14 protein-coding genes are annotated in these 19851 nt (G+C 68.5%); 6 read left to right on the top strand and 8 right to left on the bottom strand.

Annotation, left to right across the window (positions count from 1 at the left end):
- Nucleotides 1-12: 12 nt before the first annotated feature.
- Nucleotides 13-1116, top strand: coding sequence for a ferritin-like domain-containing protein (locus tag EMA17_RS32930; RefSeq protein ID WP_174861468.1), 1104 nt, complete (start codon nucleotides 13-15; stop codon nucleotides 1114-1116).
- Between the two features lie 151 nt (nucleotides 1117-1267).
- Here the strand turns inward: EMA17_RS32930 and EMA17_RS32925 are convergent, their stop codons facing one another.
- Nucleotides 1268-1906 (bottom strand): DUF4276 family protein, encoded by a 639-nt coding sequence (locus EMA17_RS32925; RefSeq protein WP_126640824.1) that lies wholly within the window; start codon nucleotides 1904-1906, stop codon nucleotides 1268-1270.
- A complete protein-coding gene (locus EMA17_RS32920; RefSeq protein WP_126640823.1) occupies nucleotides 1903-3318 on the bottom strand; it encodes an AAA family ATPase in 1416 nt (471 codons plus the stop codon). The genes EMA17_RS32925 and EMA17_RS32920 overlap by 4 nt, the downstream gene beginning before the upstream one ends.
- A gap of 207 nt (nucleotides 3319-3525) precedes the next feature.
- Between EMA17_RS32920 and pglX the strand changes: the two genes are divergently transcribed.
- Nucleotides 3526-7152 carry a BREX-2 system adenine-specific DNA-methyltransferase PglX gene (pglX, locus tag EMA17_RS32915; protein ID WP_126640822.1) on the top strand — a complete coding sequence of 1209 codons (3627 nt, stop codon included), beginning with the start codon at nucleotides 3526-3528 and terminating at the stop codon, nucleotides 7150-7152.
- Between the two features lie 153 nt (nucleotides 7153-7305).
- On the opposite strand, the gene mqnP is transcribed toward pglX, so the two are convergent.
- Both mqnP and EMA17_RS32905 read right to left on the bottom strand, forming a co-directional pair.
- Nucleotides 7306-8238, bottom strand: coding sequence for a menaquinone biosynthesis prenyltransferase MqnP (gene mqnP / locus EMA17_RS32910; protein ID WP_126640821.1), 933 nt, complete (start codon nucleotides 8236-8238; stop codon nucleotides 7306-7308).
- Entirely contained in the window at nucleotides 8217-9668 is a 1452-nt protein-coding gene (locus tag EMA17_RS32905; RefSeq protein ID WP_126640820.1) for a menaquinone biosynthesis decarboxylase, read from the bottom strand. Before EMA17_RS32905 ends, mqnP begins: the two co-directional genes overlap by 22 nt.
- Nucleotides 9669-9772: 104 nt before the next feature.
- On the opposite strand from EMA17_RS32905, the gene EMA17_RS32900 reads away from it, so the two are divergent.
- The 3 genes from EMA17_RS32900 to EMA17_RS32890 all read left to right on the top strand — a co-directional run bounded on the left by EMA17_RS32900 (nucleotide 9773) and on the right by EMA17_RS32890 (nucleotide 14067).
- Nucleotides 9773-11893 carry a DUF4139 domain-containing protein gene (locus tag EMA17_RS32900; protein WP_126640819.1) on the top strand — a complete coding sequence of 707 codons (2121 nt, stop codon included), beginning with the start codon at nucleotides 9773-9775 and terminating at the stop codon, nucleotides 11891-11893.
- Nucleotide 11894: 1 nt separating this feature from the next.
- Nucleotides 11895-13544, top strand: coding sequence for a DUF4139 domain-containing protein (locus EMA17_RS32895; protein ID WP_126640818.1), 1650 nt, complete (start codon nucleotides 11895-11897; stop codon nucleotides 13542-13544).
- A gap of 91 nt (nucleotides 13545-13635) precedes the next feature.
- Nucleotides 13636-14067, top strand: coding sequence for a PLD nuclease N-terminal domain-containing protein (locus EMA17_RS32890; RefSeq protein WP_126640817.1), 432 nt, complete (start codon nucleotides 13636-13638; stop codon nucleotides 14065-14067).
- Nucleotides 14068-14120: 53 nt separating this feature from the next.
- On the opposite strand, the gene EMA17_RS32885 is transcribed toward EMA17_RS32890, so the two are convergent.
- Nucleotides 14121-15023, bottom strand: a complete 903-nt coding sequence (locus EMA17_RS32885) for an IclR family transcriptional regulator (protein ID WP_126640816.1) — start codon at nucleotides 15021-15023, stop codon at nucleotides 14121-14123.
- Between the two features lie 105 nt (nucleotides 15024-15128).
- On the opposite strand from EMA17_RS32885, the gene EMA17_RS32880 reads away from it, so the two are divergent.
- Nucleotides 15129-16946 carry an N-acyl-D-amino-acid deacylase family protein gene (locus EMA17_RS32880; RefSeq protein WP_126640815.1) on the top strand — a complete coding sequence of 606 codons (1818 nt, stop codon included), beginning with the start codon at nucleotides 15129-15131 and terminating at the stop codon, nucleotides 16944-16946.
- A 116-nt stretch (nucleotides 16947-17062) separates the two neighbouring features.
- Here EMA17_RS32880 and EMA17_RS32875 read toward each other — a convergent pair whose 3' ends face one another.
- From EMA17_RS32875 to ccsB, 3 genes are all read right to left on the bottom strand, one after another.
- On the bottom strand, nucleotides 17063-17686 hold the full coding sequence (locus EMA17_RS32875; RefSeq protein WP_126640814.1) for a rhomboid family intramembrane serine protease: 624 nt from the start codon (nucleotides 17684-17686) through the stop codon (nucleotides 17063-17065).
- A gap of 95 nt (nucleotides 17687-17781) precedes the next feature.
- Nucleotides 17782-18666 carry an SAM-dependent methyltransferase gene (locus tag EMA17_RS32870; protein ID WP_126640813.1) on the bottom strand — a complete coding sequence of 295 codons (885 nt, stop codon included), beginning with the start codon at nucleotides 18664-18666 and terminating at the stop codon, nucleotides 17782-17784.
- A gap of 138 nt (nucleotides 18667-18804) precedes the next feature.
- Entirely contained in the window at nucleotides 18805-19824 is a 1020-nt protein-coding gene (gene ccsB / locus EMA17_RS32865) for a c-type cytochrome biogenesis protein CcsB (protein ID WP_126640898.1), read from the bottom strand.
- Nucleotides 19825-19851: the final 27 nt, after the last annotated feature.

Below are 19851 nucleotides of genomic sequence, written 5' to 3'. Positions count from 1 at the left end.
GAAGGGACTGCCGTGACGTCGTTCCCGCTCTACTCCACCCCGGTGTCCGCCGACACCTGGAACGTGCCGATGGCCGGGTCCGCCCGCTTCTCCTGGGAATACGACGGGGGTCGGGAGCGGCTGCTCGCGCTGTACCAGAAGGGCAAGGACAAGCAGTGGGACGCCCGGGACCGGATCGACTGGGACCTGGAGATCGACCCGATCAACGTGGCCGGCCTGCCCGACGAGTTCAACCCGCTGCACGGCTCCGACCTGTGGAGCCGGCTGTCGCAGCGCGAGCGCGACGAGGTCGACCGACACCAGGGCTCCTGGCTGTTCAGCCAGTTCCTGCACGGCGAGCAGGGGGCGCTGACCGTCTCCGCGCGGATCGTGCAGTCGGTGCCGGACATGGACTCCAAGTTCTACGCCGCGACGCAGACCATGGACGAGGCGCGGCACGTGGAGCTGTTCGGCCGCTTCGTGCACGAGAAGATCGGCATGTACTACCCGGTCAACCAGGACCTGGCCAAGCTGCTGGCCGAGTCGCTGGAGGACAGCCGCTGGGACCTGCCCTACCTCGGCATGCAGGTACTGATCGAGGGCCTCGCGCTCGCGGCCTTCGGCCTGTACCGGGACCTGGCCACCGCGCCGCTGGTCAAGCACCTCCTCGCCTACGTGATGCAGGACGAGGCCCGGCACGTGGCGTTCGGCCGCCTCGCGCTCAAGGACTACTACCGCGAACTGACCGACCGCGAGCGGGCCGAGCGCGAGGAGTTCGTGATCGAGGGCAGCCTGCTGATGCGCGACCGCTTCACCGGCCGCGAGGTGTTCGAGACCCTCGACATGCCGGTCGACGAGTGCATGGAGTGCGTCGAGTCGTCGGAGATGTTCCACCTCTACCGCTCGCACCTGTTCAGCCGCATCGTGCCGGTGGTCCGCGACATCGGCCTGTGGGGCGACGGCGTGCGCTCCGCCTACGAGTCCATGGGCGTCCTGGACCACGCCAAGTCCGACCTCCTGGCCCTGATGCGCCAGGACGAGGAGATCGCCGACCGATACGACGCGGACCGCGCCGCCACCGAACTGGCCGCCCGCAAGGCGGAGGTGGACGCGGCGATGGAAGCGGGGTCGGAGTAGCGGCACGCGCGCCGGTAGGATGGTCAGAGCGCGGCATGCCTCCTGAAACACTCCGCAGAGAATAAACCGGGTCGAACAATCGACACACTCTGATTGCCGTCATCGGAAATCGAAAAGATCAGGGCCTTCGAGGTCCAGCCCCTCATCGGGTTCATTTCGAGGATGCCTTTTCCAAGGCGCGTTGCAGATCCGCAACAAAAGCCTGCCATGATGTCAGCCTGCGGATAGGCCCTTTGCGGTCGAGCATTTGCAGCAATCGGCGTCGGTTCTGAGGGAAACGGGCCTGCAGCTTCTTCAGTTCACGCCCCTTCACTCCACTCGCGGTGGCAATGGCATCCTTGAGCCGTTGTTTGGGGTCCGACTCGGTCTCCACCTTTGCAGGCTTGGGTAGATTCAAGACTGCCCGTCCGTTCGGATTTCCCGACACTTCACGGATAGCCGTTTCATCGACTAGCAACCACGCTTCCAGCATCCGCACGGGGATAATCGGAACGTGTGCCAGCCCAGGCCACTCCTGTGTGACTGCAGCGCTGATCTCCTGGCAGCGGTGTAGCGGCTGTACGTTGTCTGCGTCCCGATGGATGAGGGCGATGTCGTAATGAGCGTCGTCAAGCCTGCGGGCGACCCGCAGCTTGTCCGCCACGGCCCTACCCGTAGATTCCCGCAACCTGTCAAAGTTCGGAACCGTCACGAGGAGCTCATAACCGGCCTCAGCCGCAATCTCTTCGATGTGGAGTTTCAAGCCCGTGTCACTGGAGCCCTCGCAGATGTAGAGAACCCGGAGAGTCATGCTGTCTCCGTGTCGAGGGTCAGCCGGGCCCCGGGCGGCGTCGTCAAGTATGGAAGGATATCCGTCCTCGTCAGATAACCCTTGCCTACTCCACTGGCTCGCCAGGTGCCTGCCAAGGGTCGCAACCGAAGACCACGTCGCACGGGTTCCCCGTAATTGTTCGCCAAGGGTGCCGTGTCTGCGAACAGCAGATCGGCTTCATCGACGAGTTGGACGACTCCGGGTGAATGTGTGTTGATCAGCACTTGGCGAAACGGATTTCCCGGGCCCGGAACCTCCTCCGGATCGACGGCGAGATCTCGAACCAGCTCCACCATGGCATTCAGGTTGCCCGGATGGATACCATTCTCCGGCTCCTCCATGCAGATGAGGCCGAGAACCTGCGGATCCTCGAGGAGAACACACAGCGCGAGAAATCGCAGAGTGCCCTCCGAAAGACTCCGAGCCGACAGGTTCATGCCGTTGATCTCGTGGAGTCGAATCGTCCACAGCTCACGCTTATCGTCGTCGTCTACGTCCAGGGTTCGCACCTGCAATCCGGAAAGGTCCGACAGTCGACCGGCCACTTTGGAGTAGACCTGAGCAAGGTCCTCCGGCGACTTCTGTCTGGCAATCCGATGCAGCGTGGCAGGCAGGTGCAATCCGTCGGATCCGAGGTAGGAATCGTCCGCGTAGCGATCAGAGGTGCGCAGGGCGGACGGTTCCAGTGCAAGCCTGCGCCACGACTGCATCTCGCGCCGCGCGGCAAGGATTGTCGGATCGTCACTGCGATTGATTGTGGAGAGCATCGTCGTCGGAGCACGCAACGCTGGTGCGGGACGCGGCTGACTGCGACGTGCATCCTGGTGGATACGCACGATGGGTTCGCCCTCATCTGAGGTTGTGGAGATGTAGGGTGCGGCCCGGCGACGGCTGAGAACGACTGTGCTGCGGAAGGCCTTGGCGTTGTGCGCAAAGCGAAGGTGGTCACCTGCGTCACGTGGCCTGATCGGGCTCAAATCCTCACGCCAGAGCGTCAGCCGTCCGACCTTCTCAGCCCCCCGCGGCGGCTGGTAGCCGAGCTCCAATTCGTAACGCAGGAAGGTCGAACTCGGCTCCGCCGACCGACCGAAATCGTCCTCCACTTCCTGCGGAACGATCATCTCTGCCGCGAAGGACATGCGATGTTCCCCGTCGGCGTAACCGTTCCAGAACAGGTCACGAGCGTCTCCGTGACGTTCACCGTGCGTATCGCGAACCTCTTGAGCGGCTTCGATCATGGAGCGATCAGCAAGCAGGCTGAGAAATTGAATGGCGTCGAATACGTTCGACTTTCCGGTGCCATTCTCCCCGGCGATACAGGTGAACGGGCCAAACTCGACCATCAGGTCCAAGAGGTTCTTGAACCCACGGACTTCGAGTCTCGTCAGCATTCGCTCTCTTGCTCCGTGGAGGGTTCGACAGACATGTCCCATCGGTGTACGGGTGTGCTCGATGGGCACGAACAGCATAGTGCGGCTGCGCCTTGATGCAGCTGTCGAGCTGACAGGATGGGATCGTTGCGATCGCGAGTCGTGACCGGGATCGACCAACGGCCTACGAGAAGGGGCGTCACCGTGTCCTCAACCGGCGGAGCGGGGATGGCAAAGGCCGCCCCCGAAGGACGTGACCTGCCAAGGGCACTTCGCCGGCTGACTTCCACCCTCGAAAACGACCTACGGCAGCGTAGTGGCGGCGTGGACCGGTTCCGCAAGGCGTCGCGGCGAGAGTACGAGCGGGCGCGCCTGACCGGTCGGACCGCTGCCACCTACGCAGCCTGGCGAGACGAGCGGGTCACCCAGATCGCTGCAGCCTGGGTACTGGGCGCGGTGTACGTACGATTTTGCGAGGACAACGGTCTCGTCGACCTACCGTTCCTGGCCGGACCCGGAAACCGACTGGCGGTTGCCGAGCAACGGCACGAAGAGTTCCTGCGTCGTCACCCGGGAGACAGCGACCGTGACTGGTTGATCGCAGCCTTCGAGCGGCTGGCCCGGTCCCATAGGACACTCGAGGAGATCTTCAGCAGAACACATAATCCTCTGTGGCAGTTGTCACCCTCCTTCGAGGCAGCGACAGAATTGGTGAATTTCTGGCGCCAGAAAAACGCCGATGGTCGAATCCGTTTCGATTTTACCGACGCCGACTTGGACACCGACTTCCTGGGGGATGTTTACGAGGATCTCAGCGATCAAGCGCGCAGAACACATGGATTGCTCCGGACACCGGATTTCATCGTGGAATTCATCCTCGATTTGACCCTGCAACCCGCCCTGGCGGAATTCGGACTCGAACCGACGATCCAATTCCCTCGTACCGACGGATTCTCGGAACCCATGAGAGGATTGCGCTGTATTGATCCTGCCTGCGGATCTGGATCCTTCCTGATCGGGATGTTCCGGCGACTTCTGAACGCGTGGCGAACAAGGGAGCCGAAAGCGCCGGATCAGGTCCTCGTGCAGCGAGCGCTCGATTCGGTACACGGTTGCGATCGCGTTCCATTCGCCGTCAATATTGCGCGATTTCGATTGCTGATCACCGCTCTTCGGGAAATGGGCCGGCAGCGCCTCGAACATATACCGGATTTCCGGCCGACGGTGGCCGTCGCGGACAGCCTGTCATACAGTCGGGTCGCAACGGCAACCGACACCCTCTTCACAGAGGGCGTCGAGGAATTCACGGACTCCTTCGAGGAGGTCCATGAATTCTTCGCTTCAGGCGACCTGTTGGCCAAAGGATCTTATCACGTGGTTGTGACGAATCCTCCATTCATTATCGAGAAGGACATGGAGGTTCAATATCGCCGCCGGTCTGCCCCTCCGGTCTCAACGGCTATTCAGCCCTTGTCTTCATATTTTCTGCGTCGCGCATTCGATCTCGCTGTGCAAGCATCGAATCCACAAAGCAGAAGCGGCTTCATCGGGATTCTCATGCCGAGCTCTTTCACTCGGCGGGAATTCGGCAGATCACTCATCGAAGACTTTTTGCGCACCGTCGACCTGACGCATGTCATCGACAGCTCGGGAGCATATATTCCGGGGTATGGAACGCCGACGGTCATCCTTATCGGACGGCAGCGCACGCCCGCACCGCGAGGCAATGTCCGAGCAGTTCTCGGCATTCAGCGAGAACCCTTTGCGCCTGCCGAACCGGCGCGTGGCCTGGTCTGGCAAAGTCTTGTCGAGCATGTGGATCAGCCAGGCGCGGAGTCGGTATGGCTCAGTGTCAGGGACGTGGAACGATCCACGTTCGCGACCTTTCCCTGGAATCTGGCCGGCGGCGGCGAATCCGAGTTGCAGGCGGCTCTCGAACGCTCGGCGCGACGACTCGGTGACGTTCTTGATCAGCCAATCGGCGCTGCAAGCTCTCCCGGGCCGGACGGCGCCTTCATCCTCGGCGCCGCGTGGTTCAGGATGCATCCCGACGCCGCACAGCTGAGGCGGCGTCTCGTTGCTGGCCACGACGTCCGCGATTGGTCGGTGGGTGACGACGCAGCCGCTCTCGTTCCCTATGCCGCCGACAATTCGCCACTCCCGTTCGAGCCCGAATCGTCATGGGGTCGCTTGTTGTGGCCCTTGCGCCAAGCCTTGAAAGCCGGGGCCGGTTTCGGGGGTTCCGGTCCATCCAGGAGTGGCCGGCCCTGGTGGTCCTGGGCACGATGGGTGGCGTCGCGCCACCCCGCCGCGCCGACGCTGACCTACGCGGCCGTGGCAACGCACAACCACGTCGCTTTGGAACATGGCGAAACCGCTTTTCTCCAGTCCGCGCCCGTCATCGTTCTGCCCGACCGTTCGACATCCATGGACCATCTTGCGCTACTTGGCGTGCTCAACTCGTCCACGGTGTGCTTTTGGCTGAAGCAAGTCAGCCCTGACAAAGGCACCGGACCCGTCACGGGCTCCATTCGCCAAGGAGATTGGTCGAAGAGGTACCACTTCACCGGGCGCACTCTCCAGCGGTGTCCGCTACCGGACGAACTTCCCTCGGAACTGGGCCGTTCCCTCCACGCGCTGGCACAACAGGTCAGCCGAAATGAGCCGAAAAACCTGTACACAGCGGAGGATTTCCCGACCTTGGCAACGCGGGACAGCTCTCGAGCAGTCCACGCCCGACTCCGCGAGCAGATGATCGCGCTCCAAGAGGAGTTGGACTGGTCGACCTATGGCTCCTATGGACTCCTTGGCCCTGACGAGGTTGCCCGGACCACCCAGGGCCCCGATGCAAGAGTGCCCGAGGTCCGGCTCGGCGAACGTGCCTTCGAGATCGTCCTGGCCCGCGCAGTCGCGGCCGGTGAGGCGGATCATGCATGGTTCAAACAGCACGGGGCGGCTCCTGTCACCGAGATTCCCGCCCGCTGGCCTTCGAAGTATCGAGCCATCGTCCAGGCTCGAATGGACGCCATCGCCACCCACCGCGACATTGCGCTCATCGAGCGCCCCGAATACAAGCGTCGCTGGTCATCGAAATCCTGGGAGCACAAGGAGCAGGAGGCCATTCGCTCGTGGCTGCTCGATCGATGCTCGGATCAACGCCATTGGTTTCGTGAAGACAAGAACCGAAGGCCCCGGATTCTGACGATCGATCAACTGGCCGATCTTCTCCACCGAGACGATCGCCTACGGGCGATCGCTTCCAGGTACGCGACGGACTGGCTGGATGAGCCCGACGCACCACTGTCCCGCGTGCTGGCCGATGTCATCGCCGCCGAGCATGTGCCGTACCTGGCCGTCCTTCGCTATCGGGAATCCGGGCTGCGCAAGCGTGCCCAGTGGGAACAGATCTGGGATCTACAGCGCAAGGAGGATGACACCGGACAGCCACTCGGGATTCCGATCCCGCCCAAGTACACCGGCATTGACTACCTCAGACCGTCCTACTGGAGGCTGCGAGGCAATCTCGATGTCGCCAGGGAGCGCTTCATCTCGTATCCGGACGCAGGCCCGGCAGATTCCGCCGACTCCCTACTCTTGGGCTGGGGCGGCTGGAACCACCTGGATCAGGCAGAAGCGCTGGCCGACCTGGTCAAGACCCACATCCAGCCATCCCTTCGGCTTACACCGCTACTCGCGGGACTTCGCGAACTGATGCCCTGGGTCCATCAGTGGTATTCAGGCGCCGCTGCCACACACCTACAACATTTCCTCGATGAACAAAGCGCACATCTGGGGCTGTCCGCAGACGATCTAGCAGCCTGGCGCCCTGCCAAAAGGGCGCGCGGACGCATCTAGCGAGGCCCTGTCCGGCGGATCTTGGCGGGGCCGGTTGCCGGACCCATGATCGCCGAAGGTGGCATCACCTGCCGCAGGCAACCGGTCGGACGTGACTACTCGGCACCTCCTCGGCTGGATCGGGTCAACCTTCGCGGTCAGAGCACTGGCGGGCTACGGGCGCAGGCCGCGGACGCCGAGGTCCAGGAGGGCGCAGACGAACAACGCGATGCCGATGAAGCCGTTCGTGGTGAAGAAGGCCCGGTTGAGTTTGCTCAGGTCGTTCGGCTTGAGCAGGCTGTGTTCGTAGACGAAGGCCGCCGTCACGATCAGCAGGCCCAGCCACCAGAAGAAGCCCGCGCCGGTGAGGGCGCCGAACCAGACGAACAGCAGCGTGGTCACCACGTGGCTGAACTTGGAGGCGTTCAGCGCGGCGGCGATGCCCCACTTGGCCGGCACGCTCTTGACGCCGTGCGCGCGGTCGGCGGCGACGTCCTGGCAGCCGAAGATCAGGTCGAAGCCGCCGATCCAGGTGCCCACGGCCAGGCCCAGGACCACCGCCTCCCACGACCACGAGCCGGTGATCGCCAACCACGCGCCGATCGGGCCGATCGCCTGCGCGATGCCCAGGATCGCGTGCGGGACGTTGGTGAAACGTTTGCCGTACGGGTAGATCACCATCGGGATCACCGCCACCGGCGCGAGCGCCAGGCACAGCGGGTTCAGCAGCGCGGCGGCCACCAGGTAGAAGAACAGCGCGACCAGCGCGCCGATCCACGCGGTGCGTACCGAGACCGCGCCGGTGACCAACTCCCGCGTGGCGGTGCGCGGATTGCGCGCGTCGATCTCCCGGTCGATGATCCGGTTGCAGGCCATCGCGAACGTGCGCAGCCCGACCATCGCCACGGTGACCAGGAACAGCTCCCAGTAGTGCAGGCGTTCGTCGGTCTCGTACATCGCGGTGAAGGCCGCGATGTAGGCGAACGGCAACGCGAACACCGAGTGCTCGATCAGCACCAGACGCAGGAACGCCTTGACCCGGCCGACCTCCGACGGTGCTCCGGGAGCGGGTAGAGCGGCGGACGTCACAGCCCGTATTCCTTCCATCGGCGGGTCACCTTGGCGGCGGTCTCCGGATCCGAAACGACCATCTCCGGCCAGCCGCCGTCGCGGGTGTAGCCCTCCTCGGGCAGCTTGCGGGTCGCGTCGATCCCCGCCTTGCCGCCCCAGAACTGTTGGTAGGACGCGTGGTCGAGGTGGTCCACGGGCCCCTCGACCAGCATCAGGTCGCGCGCGTAGTCGGTATTGCCGAACGCCCGCCACGCGACCTCGTGGTAGTCGTGCACGTCGCAGTCGGCGTCCACCACCACGATCAGCTTGGTCAGCGACATCATGTGCGCGCCCCAGATGGCGCTCATCACCTTCTGCGCGTGCTTGGGGTACTTCTTGTCGATCGAGACGATCGCGCAGTTGTGGAAGCCGCCCGCCTCGGGCAGGTCGTAGTCCACGATGTCCGGCACGATGATCTTGAGCAGCGGCAGGAAGAAGCGCTCGGTCGCCTTGCCCAGCGGCCCGTCCTCGGTCGGCGGCCGGCCCACCACGATCGATTGGAGCAGGGGCTTGTCGCGCGTCGTCACACAGTCGATGGTCAGTGCCGGGAACGGCTCCTGCGGCGTGTAGAAGCCGGTGTGGTCGCCGAACGGACCCTCGGGCAACATCTCGCCCGGGGTCAACCAGCCTTCGAGGACCACCTCGGCCTCGGCCGGGACCTGGAGCGGCACGCTCACGCAGTCGACCATCTCGATGCGCTTGCCGCCGATGAAGCCGGCGAACAGGTATTCGTCGATGTCCCCGGGCAGCGGCGCGGTGGACGCGTACGTCACCGCCGGCGGACACCCGAACGCGATCGCCACCGGCAGCCGCTCACCGCGCTTGGCGGCCACCTGGTAGTGGTTGCGGCTGTCCTTGTGGATCTGCCAGTGCATCCCGATGGTGCGCTTGTCGTGCCGCTGGAGCCGGTACAGCCCCAGGTTGCGCACGCCGGTGTCGGGGTCCCTGGTGTGGGTCAGGCCCAGGTTGTAGAACGAACCGCCGTCCTCGGGCCAGGTGAACAGCGCCGGGATGGTGTCCAGGTCGACCTCGTCGCCCTTGTACACCACCTGCTGGCACGGCGCGTCCTTGATCTTCTTCGGCGGGATGTGCGCGACCGCGCCGAGCTTGCCGAACGCCTCGCGGATCCCGCCGAAACCCTGCGGCAGTTCGGGCTTCAGCAGCCCGCCGATCTTTTCCGACAGCTCGTCGTAGCTCTTCAGCCCGAGCGCCGCCAGCATGCGCTCGTCGGTGCCGTAGACGTTCATCGCCAGCGGCATCGAACTGCCCTTGACGTTCTCGAAGAGCAGTGCCGGACCCTTGGCCTTGTTCACCCGATCGGTGATCTCGCCGACCTCGAGATGTGGATCGACCTCGGCGCGCACGCGCTTGAGGTCACCGCGCTTCTCCAGTGCCTTCAGGAAAGCGCGCAAGGTCCCGTATGCCATGCGTGCCAGTATCCGATACGGACTCGCCGGACCCGCACGCGCACCCGTCCGCTCGGGCTACGTTGGTCCCTTCGTGCCGGGCAGGGACGGGCAGGGAGGGGTACATGCTCACGGTCGCTTCGGAATTGCGTTCGGTGGTCGTTCACGCCGTCGGGGCGGTATGCGTACGAAATTGCGAGGTGGACCTGCCGGCGGAGGCGTCCGGGCCGGTACGGGTGCGGGTGACCGGCTTCCCGTTGACCGCGTACGGCGACCGACTGCGGGCACGCGTGGTCTCGGGCGGCGCGGGAGTACGGGTCACCGACGTGCGGCCCGTGGTCGACGTCGAGGTGGTCGACGACGCGGATCTGCCGGACGTGCTCCGGGACCTGGAGGCCGCCGAGTCGCGGCTGCGGGCGCTGCGCGAGCGACGGGCCCGCCTCGACGCCGAACTGGGCCGGATCGCCGGCCTGGAGCCGGTGTCGCCGCCCGTGCGCCGCGGTGACCCGCCGCGCACCGCGCCGGTGTCCGCGCTGCTCGAGTTGGCCGCGTTCGCGGACGAGCGGTCGGCGGTGCTGCACGAGCGGATCACCGCCTGCGACGCGGAGATCCGCGAGGCGACCCGCGACGTGGAGGTGTACCGCTTCCGGCTGAACGCCGGGTCCGGCGCCGCGCGTACCGAGCGGGCCCGGGCGTCCGGGACCGCCGTGGTCACCCTGGAGCACACCGGCGGGACCGGCCCGGTCGAACTCGCGGTGGAGTACCACGTGCCCGGCGCGCGCTGGGCGCCGATGTACCAACTGCGCCTGGACGAGGCGATGACCGGCGGCACGCTGGTGATGCGGGCCTGTGTCGCGCAGCGCACCGGCGAGGACTGGTCCGACGTCCGGCTCGGCCTGTCCACCGCCGACCTGGCCCGCGGCGCCGACCTGCCCGAGTTGAAGTCGCTGCGGCTGGGCCGGCGGCAGAGCGCGCCCGCGCACGCGGGGTGGCGCGAGCCGCCGACCGGGCTGGCCGACCTGTTCGCGGCGTACGACGTGAGCCGGGCCGGGCGGGCGCGGCCGGCGTACGGCGAACCCGCGGCGGTGGCGGGCGCGCCGGGCGCGTCGATGGAGGACGAGGACCCGATCCTGTACCGGGCCGCGCCGCCGCCCGCCCCGGTGACCCCGGCCCCGGCGCCCCTGGCCGCGCCGGCGGCACCCGGCGGCTACGGCGGCCCGCCGCCGCCCGCCGCCGCCCGCTCCGCCACGCGCAGCCGCTTCCGCCGCGGCGCCTCGGCCGACGCGGCGGAGGGCGACGCGTACGGGGGGGCCGGCTTCGCCGCGTTCCAGGACACCGGCTTCGCCCCCGCGGCCGAGGTCGAGGCGCGCTTCGTCGACGCCGACGAGGCCCCGCCGGCCCCGACCGAGCCGGGCGCCGACCTGCTCGACTACGCCGCGCTCGAACTGCGCGGCGCCGACGACGAACCGCAGGCCAGGGGCCGGTTGCGCGCCGCGGCGTCCGGACCGGGCGGCGTGGCGGCGGAGTACCGCCGGCGCGCCGACGAGGTCACCCGGCTCACGCTGCCGGAGCACGCGCTCGCGCCGCGCGACGCGGCCGGGTCGTACGACTACCGCTTCGACGCCGCGGCCCCGGCCGAGGTGGCGGCGGACGGCGCGTGGCACACCATCCCGGTGTGCGAGATCGAGATCGGCCTCGACCCCGAGTTCGTCTGTGTACCCGCCCTGGACGACGCGGTGTTCGGCACCGTCGTGCTCGCCAACGCCTCCCCGCACGCGCTGCTCGCGGGGCCGGCCGACGTGTCGGTGGCGGGCGAGTTCCTGATGACCGTGCCGCTGCCGACGCTGGCGCCGGGTGCGCGCGAGCGGGTCGGGGTGGGCGTGGTGGAGAGCGTGCAGGTCTCGCGCAACGCGCACATGCGCGAGTCGACCGCGGGCCTGCGCGGCGGCACCGTCGTACTCGACCACCGCATCGAGGTGGAGGCGGTCAACCACCTCGCCCGGCCGATCCGGCTCGACATCCTGGAGCGGGTCCCGGTCACCGACGACAAGGACGTGCGGATCGAGGAGCACGACGGCGCGCCGCGCTGGGTCGAGGACACCGAGCTGCGCGACGGGCGACACGTCGCGGGCGCGCGTGTGTGGCACGTCGAACTCGCCCCGGGCGAGCGCGGGAACCTGACCGGCGGCTACGAGATCCGGATCCCGGCGGCGAAGGCCGTGGTCGGCGGCAACAGGAGGGTTTGAGATGACGCAACCGACGGCTCGGCCGACGACGCAACCGACGGTTCGGCCGACACGCACGCAGGGCACGCCGGCCGATCCCAAGCCGGAGGCGTTGCCGATCACGGTGGTGACCTGCCTGGAGGACCGGGCCCAGGTGACCCGGTCCGGCCGGATCGGCCTGACCGAGGGAGTGCAGCGGGTCCTGATCGGTCCGGTGACCCCCCTCGCGGTGGACCGGTCGCTGCGCGCCGAGGTGGTCGCCGACGACGGCACCGCGACCGCGATCGACGCGCGGGTGCTGCGCGCGTACACCCCCGAGCCCGCGAACGGCCCGGGCCCGGACGCCTCCGAACTGCGCCGACTCGTGCACGAGTTGCGTACGCAGGAGGTCGAACTGTCGCGGCGTGAGGAGCGGTTGCGCGGCCGACTCGCGCTGATCACGCAGGCCGAGCACGAGTTGCGCCGGGAGATCGTCGAGCACACCGGCTACGGGACCACCGATCCGCAGCGCTGGGCCGGCGAACTCGACCGGCTGTCCGCCGAGGCCGAGCAGCGGTTCGCCGACCTGCACGCGCTGACCGAGGAGAAGAGCGCGCTGGCCCGCCGGTCGCGCGACGCGGGGGCGGCCCTCGACCTCGCCGAGCGGGCGCCGGAGGAGCTGACCGCGACCGTCGAGGTGGTGATCGACGCGGACCGGGCGGGCTCGGCCGAGCTGCGCGTGACGCACCTGGTGCCCTGCGCGCTGTGGCGACCCGCCTATCGCGCGACGCTGGCTCCCGACCGTCGCTCGATCGAGCTGGAGTGCGACGCCATGGTCTGGCAGCGCACCGGCGAGGACTGGTCCGGGGTCGCGCTGTCCCTGTCCACCGCGCGGCCGACCCTGGCCGCGCGACCGCCGAGCCTGGTCGAGGACCGGCTCACCCTGCGCGAGCGCACCCAGGAGGAGAAGAAGCAGGTCGAGGTGGACCTGCGCGAGGAGGACATCGCCGCGGTCGGCAAGGTCGCGGCCGGCTCCTCGGGCGCCGCCGAGCTGCCCGGCGTGGACGACGGCGGCGAGGTCCGGGTGCTGGCCGCGCCCGGGCCGGTGGAGGTGCCCGGCGACGGCCGGCCGCATCGGGTCCGGCTGACCACCTTCTCCGCCGACTGCACGCCCGAGGCCGCGTGCGCGCCGGAGTTGTCGGAGTACGTGAGCCAGGTCGTGCGGTTCGCCAACGACGCGGGGCACGTGCTGCTCGCGGGTCCGGTGGAGCTGGTCCGCGGCAGCGGCTACGTCGGACGCGGGCAGCTCGACTTCGCCGCACCGGGCGAGGAGGTGCGGTTGCCGTTCGGAAGCGAGGACGACTTCCGGGTGGTCCGCGAGGTCACCGAGTCGCGCACCACGGCGGCGCTCACCGGGCGCACGGTGATCACCCGTACCGTGACCGTCTTCGTCTCGCACATCGCGGCGCCGGGGGCCGAGGCGCCCGGGACGGTGGTGCTGCGCGAGCGGGTGCCGGTGTCGGAGGTGTCGGCGGTCGAGGTCAAGGTGCGCCGCGACCTGTCGGAGCCGGCCCCGGACTCGGTCGACGACCAGGGGATCGTGCGCTGGGACGTGGCGCCGGCGGCCGGCGAGCGGCGGCGGTTGACGCTGGTGTACGAGTTGCACGCGTCGGGCAGGGTCACCGGGTTGTGAGCGATCCGGTGTTCATGAAGCCGACCGTTTACGCTGGACGGGAGACACACCTCAGTACAGAGTTCCGAGTACCAGTCAGGGAGACCGATTCATGCTCAGGGTCCTGCCAATCCTGCTGGCCCTCGGCGTGCTCGTCTACGCCTTCATCGACTGCCTGACCACCGACGAGAAGCAGGTCCGCAACCTCTCCAAGGTGATGTGGGTGCTGATTCTGCTGGTCTCCTTCCCGGTCCCGTTCCTGGGGCCGATCGGCTGGTTCGTCGCCGGGCGGCCCAAGCGGGAGCACGTCGGCGGCGGGTCGGTCTTCGGTGGTCGCGGTCGCGGCGGGCAGTTGGCCCCCGACGACAACCCCGAGTTCCTGGCGTCCCTGGCCAAGGACGACAAGCCGGCCGAGGCGCCCAAGCCCGGCACCGACGAGGACGAGATGTTGCGGCGCTGGGAGGAAGACCTCAAGCACCGCGAGGACGACCTGCGCAGCCCCGACCAGGACAACCCGGAAGGGCGCGCGAAGGACAAGGACTGACCCGCGCCGTGTCACGCGAGCGCCGACCGTGATCTCGGTCGGCGCTCGCGTTTTCACAGCGCGGCGGCCACCTCGGCCGCCGCTTTCGCGAGCAGTCGGCCGGTCTGTTCCAGGGTGCGGCCGTCGGTGCGCGGCGCGAAGCCGCGCAGGCTCAGGATCAGCACGAGGTCGCCGTCCGGGGCGTGCACCGGCGCGCTGATCGTGCCCACCCGGTAGTCCCGGTCGGCCTCCAACTCGTCGATCTGTCCGCCGTCGGAGCCGCCGATCTCGGCCGCGATCTCCTCGAGCAGAGTGCGCAGCCGGGCCGCCGCCGCGCCCGCGCCCAGCGTGTCCAGACCCTCCAGGTGCTCGTCCAATTCGCCCAGCGTCTCGCCCAGCCGGGTGTCCACGTCGGTGACCAGCTCGATCGCGAACCCGCCGCGCCGCGCGTTGTCGATGGCGTGCTCCATCCGGGCCCGCGCGGTGGGCCCGTCGGCCTCGTCCAGCCAGCGGCGGACCGTCTGCTCGTCGGCCCAGGGCACGTAGCCGATGCCCAGCGGCGGAGTGATCGGGGCCTGGGCGCCGATGTGCGGCCGGTGCGGCTCCGCGCCCGGCGCGCGCACCACCTCCGCGATGGCCACGTGCCGCTCCCCGGGGGTCATCGCGAAGCAGGTCAGCCCGGTCTCGTCGCGCAGTCGGCGCATCACCGGCCGGGCCACGTCGAGCACGCCCAGCCCGCGCGCGGCGGCGCGCCCGACCGTGACCAGGGCCGGGCCGAGCCGGTAGGTGCGCCGGGTGGGGTGGCGGATCAGCCAGCCCAGCGAGGTCAGGCTCGCCAGCATCGGATGGCAGGTCGCGGGGGTCACCGCGAGGTGCCGGGCGATCTCGGACAGGGTCAGCCCCTCGGTGGGCCGTTCGGCGATCGCGTCGATCAGCGAGACGAGTCGGTCGGTCTGTGGCGAGGGGCGTGGGGCCATGGCGGGACCATACCGGATTCATCCGGTGATCTTTTCGCATAGTGCGCATCTTGACTCGCACAATGCGCAGCCGTACGGTCTGGCCACCTTACCGGGGAGGCTGCTGTGAACGACCTCGAAACTCCTGCGCACGACGTCGGGACCCCCGTCTACGACCTCAGGATCGTCAACGCCACGATCGTCGACGGCACCGGCGCGGATCGGTTCGCCGGCGACATCGGGATCCGGGACGGACTGATCGTCGCGGTGCGTCGGCACGACGGCCCCGATCCGGCCCTGGACGGCACCGCGACCGAGACGATCGACGCGGCCGGCCGGCTGGTCACGCCGGGCTTCGTGGACATCCACACCCACTACGACGGCCAGGCCACCTGGGACGAGGTGCTCGACCCGTCCACCTCGCACGGGGTGACCACGGTGGTCTCCGGGAACTGCGGGGTCGGCTTCGCCCCGGTCCGGCCGGGGCGCGAGGACTGGCTGATCCGGTTGATGGAGGGCGTCGAGGACATCCCCGGCACCGCGCTGGCCGAGGGCATGACGTGGGGCTGGGAGACCTTCCCCGAATACCTGGACGTGCTGGAGCGGCGCACGTTCGCCGCCGACATCGGCGTCCAGATCGCGCACGGCGCGGTCCGGGCGTACGCGATGGGCGAGCGGGGCGCGCGCAACGAGCCGGCCACGGCCGAGGACATCGCGGCGATGGCGGCGATCGTCACCGAGGCGATCGAGGCCGGCGCGCTGGGCTTCTCCACCTCGCGCACCGTCGCGCACAAGGCGATGGGCGGCGAGCCGGTGCCGGGCACCTTCGCCACGGAGGACGAACTCTTCGGCCTGGGCCGGGCGATGGCCGCGGGCGGGCGGGCCGTGTTCGAACTGGCGCCGACCGGCTCGTCCGGCGAGGACATCGTCAAGCCCGCCTCCGAGGTGGCCTGGATGCGCCGACTCGCCGCCGAGATCGGCATGCCGGTGTCGTTCGCGCTGCTCCAGGTGAACGCGGCGCCGGGGTTGTGGCGTGAGCTGATGGCCGAGTCGCAGGCGGCGAACGAGGCGGGCGCGCGACTGCATCCGCAGATCGCGGGGCGCCCGTTCGGGATGCTGACCGGGTTCGGCACCCGCAACGCGTTCAGCAAACGACCGACCTTCCGGGCACTGGACGACCGGCGCCTGGCGGGCGAACTGGACGACGCGGCGTTCGCGGCCGAGTTGGCCCGGCCCGAGGTCAAGGCGGCGATCCTGGCCGAGACGGACCTGCCCAGCGACCCGAACATCCCCGGCGACTCGGTCAATCTGGCGATGCAGTACATGCTCGACCGGATGTATCCGATGGACCCGGTCCCGGACTACGAGCCGCTGCCGGACCGGACCGTGGTCGCGATCGCGCGGGCCCGCGGCGAGGAGCCGTTGGCGACGCTGTACGACCTGCAACTGGCCGACGACGCGCGGACCACGCTGATGGTGCCGATGTTCAACTACTCCGACGGCGACCACGAGGCGATCCGGGAGATGCTGACCCACCCGGCGAGCGTGTTCGGCCTGGCCGACGGCGGCGCGCACTGCTCGATGATCTGCGACGCGTCCCAGCCCACGTTCCTGCTCACCCACTGGGCCCGGGACCGCACGCGCGGCGAGCGGCTGCCGCTGGAGTTCCTGATCCGCAAGCAGACGATGGACACCGCCGCGCTGTACGGCCTGACCGACCGGGGCGTGATCGCCGAGGGCAAACGCGCCGACCTGAACGTGATCGACCCGGACACCCTCACCCTGCACCGCCCCCGCATGGTCCACGACCTCCCGGCCGGCGGCGGCCGCATGCTCCAGGAGGCCACGGGCTACATCGCCACGATCGTCGCCGGCGAGGTGACCCGCCGCAACGGCGAGGACACCGGAGCCCGCCCGGGCCGCCTGATCCGCAGCGCCCGCTGACCCAGACCGGGCGGGCCACCGTGTGAAACACGGGAACGACGGTGCGGATCACCCACCCGCACCGTCGTCGCCCACCGACTCCCGACGGCGAATCCGCCGGACACCGCGGCTGCCGGTCAGACGATCGGCGGCCCGGCGGGCGCGAGCCCCGGCGCGTCGCGGCGTGCGTCGTGCCGTCGGCGGCGCAGGGCCACCGCCGCGACCACTCCGCCGATCAGGCCGAACAGGTGGCCCTGCCAGGACACGCCCTCCGCGAGCGGGAGGAGTCCGATCGCGAACGAGCTGCCGTACAGGGCCACTACCGCGAAACCGATCAGCACGTCGAGCACCCGCCGATCGGCGAAGCCGCGCACGATCAGATACCCGAACAGGCCGAAGACCAGGATGCTCGCGCCCGCCGTGTTCGACCCCGAGGGCGCGGTGAGCCACACTCCGAAGCCGCCGACGACGGTGATGGTGAGAAGTACGAGCAGGAACCGGGCGACCCCGCGCAGCGCGGCCAGGAAGCCGAGCAGCATCAGCGGAAACGTATTGGACACGATGTGCCCGGTCCCGAAGTGCAGGAACGGCGCGGTGAGGATGTCGGGCAGTTCGTCCGCCCGCCGCGGTGTCACTCCGTGTGTCACCAACGAGTCGTCGGTCGTGTAGTTGACGAACTGGACGGCCCACACGGCGCCGATCAGCACGCCGGTGATCAGGACCGCGTCGCGAACTCCCGATATGGATATGCGGGATGACATGCTCCACCCTCCCCGGCGGTGGGTGACACCGCCACCGGGCCAGGATAGGAGGCACGCGCGCGTCGTGTGCGGTGGTATGCGGGCCGACGCCCGCGTCAGTTCGGCTTGCGGACCACGAAGACGAAGTAGCCCATGTGTTCGTTGATCAACTCGCGGAGCTTCGGCATCGCCGCGTCCATGCTCGCGGTCGTCTCCGCGCCGTATCGGGCCAGGATCCGCTCGTGGTGCTCGCGGTAGAAGATGTCCATCAGATCGCCGGTGACCACGAAGCTGTCGGTGTGGTTCTCGAGGCGTTCGAGGTGGAATCCGGCCTCGGTGGTGACCCGTTCGAGCAGGGTGGCGGGTGTTTGGGGCGGTGGGGACGTCCACACCGCGCGCCATACGGCCAGGTGTTCCGGGGTCGGCTCGCCGCGTTTGGTGAACTCGGTGAACAACAGTCGTCCGCCGGGACGCAGTACGCGCCACGCCTGCCGCAGCACGGCGAGGCGATTCTCCATGTGGGCGAACGAGTCGATGGCCCAGGCGGCGTCGTACGACTCGTCCTCGTACTCCTTGCCGAGGTCCATCGCGTCGGCGAGGGCGAAGTCCACCCGGTCGGCGAGTCCCGCCTCCTCGGCGCGCGCCCGGCACAGTTCCACCTGGGATCCGCTGACGGTGATGCCGGTGACCCGGGCCCCCGTCGCGCGCGCGGCCCGCACGGCCGGGCCGCCGGTACCGCAGCCGATGTCGAGCAGGTGATCGTCCGGCCCGAGGTCCAGGGCGGCGATGTAGTGGTCGGTCTGCCGATCCATGGCGAGGTTGGCCAGGTCGGTGAATCCGGCGGCGCGAGTCCGTGCGCCCGGCGTCACCCACATGCCGACGTGGATGGCGGCGTCGCCGAGGATCAGTCCGTACAGGTCGCCGAACTCGTCGTAGGAGGCGCCGACTTCTTCGGGAGTGGGAGCGGCTTGGGTGCTTTCCGAGTATTCGTCCACGGCCATGGTCGCCACCATAGCGCTGTGTGACCACCCGGACACCGATGAAATCGGCCAGTTCCACAGGTGCGGCGAACGCCGAGACGGGTCCGCCCCGTCGCCCCGACCGGGGCGACGGGGCGGACCCGTCAGGGAATGCGCGAATCACACGCCCGCGTACGAGTGCAGCCCGTTCACGAAGATGTTGACCCCGTAGTAGTTGAACAGGAAGCACGAGAAGGCCACCAGCGAGACCACCGCCGCCTTCGAGCCCTTCCAGCCGGCCGTGGCGCGCGCGTGCAGGTAGGCCGCGTAGGCCACCCACGTGATGAAGGACCAGACCTCCTTGGGGTCCCAGCCCCAGTAGCGGCCCCACGCGTTCTCCGCCCAGATCGCGCCGCACACGATCGCGAACGTCCACAGCGGGAAGATGATCGCGTTGACCCGGTAGGCGGTCTTGTCCAGCGACGACGCGCTGGGCAGGCGGGCCAGTTGGTCGTCGAAGCGACCCCGCTTGGTGTCGGTCGGGTCGGCCTGCCGGCGCTCGTAGCGCTGCTTGAACAGGAACAGGATCGAGGCGAGCGCGCCGATGTGGAAGGCGCCGAACGACACGATCGCGGACGCGACGTGGATCCACAGCCAGTACGAGTCGAGCGCCGGGACCAGCTGCTCGGAGTCGGTGTAGAGCACCGTCACCGCCACGCCGAGCGTGGTGAGCACCGGCAGCGTGACGAACAGGCCCAGCCAGCGCACCGGGTACTTCCACAGCAGCGCCAGGAAGGCGGCGACCACCATCAGCGCGACCGACGTGGAGAACTCGTACATGTTGCCCCACGGCGCCCGCTCCACCGAGATGCCGCGCGTCAGCACGGACCCCGCGTGCAGCAGGAAGGCCAGTACGGTCAGCGAGACCGCGACCCGGCCGATGCGGTCGGCACGTTCGCTGCCGCCCGCCACGTTGCCCTCGTCCGCGTCGCCGGCGCCGGCTTCCGTGCCGTCGCGCAGCACGACCACCGGCCGCTCGGCCAGCGCGACCCCGCCGCCCGTAGCCGCGGCGGCGGCCGGTTCCAGGACCTCGACGGTCAGGTCTGCGGAGCGTTTGGCCACCGTCCCGCTGCTGCCGAAGGCCCATTCCATGCAATAGGCGAAGAACGCCATCAGGTAGACGGCGATCGCCGAATACATCAGCACATTGCTGAATTGGGCGAGGTT

It is taken from the genome of Embleya hyalina, assembly GCF_003967355.1.
Taxonomy (GTDB): Bacteria; Actinomycetota; Actinomycetes; order Streptomycetales; family Streptomycetaceae; genus Embleya; species Embleya hyalina.
Note: the sequence above shows the minus strand (reverse complement) of the source record. Positions and strands in the feature narration are given on the sequence as shown.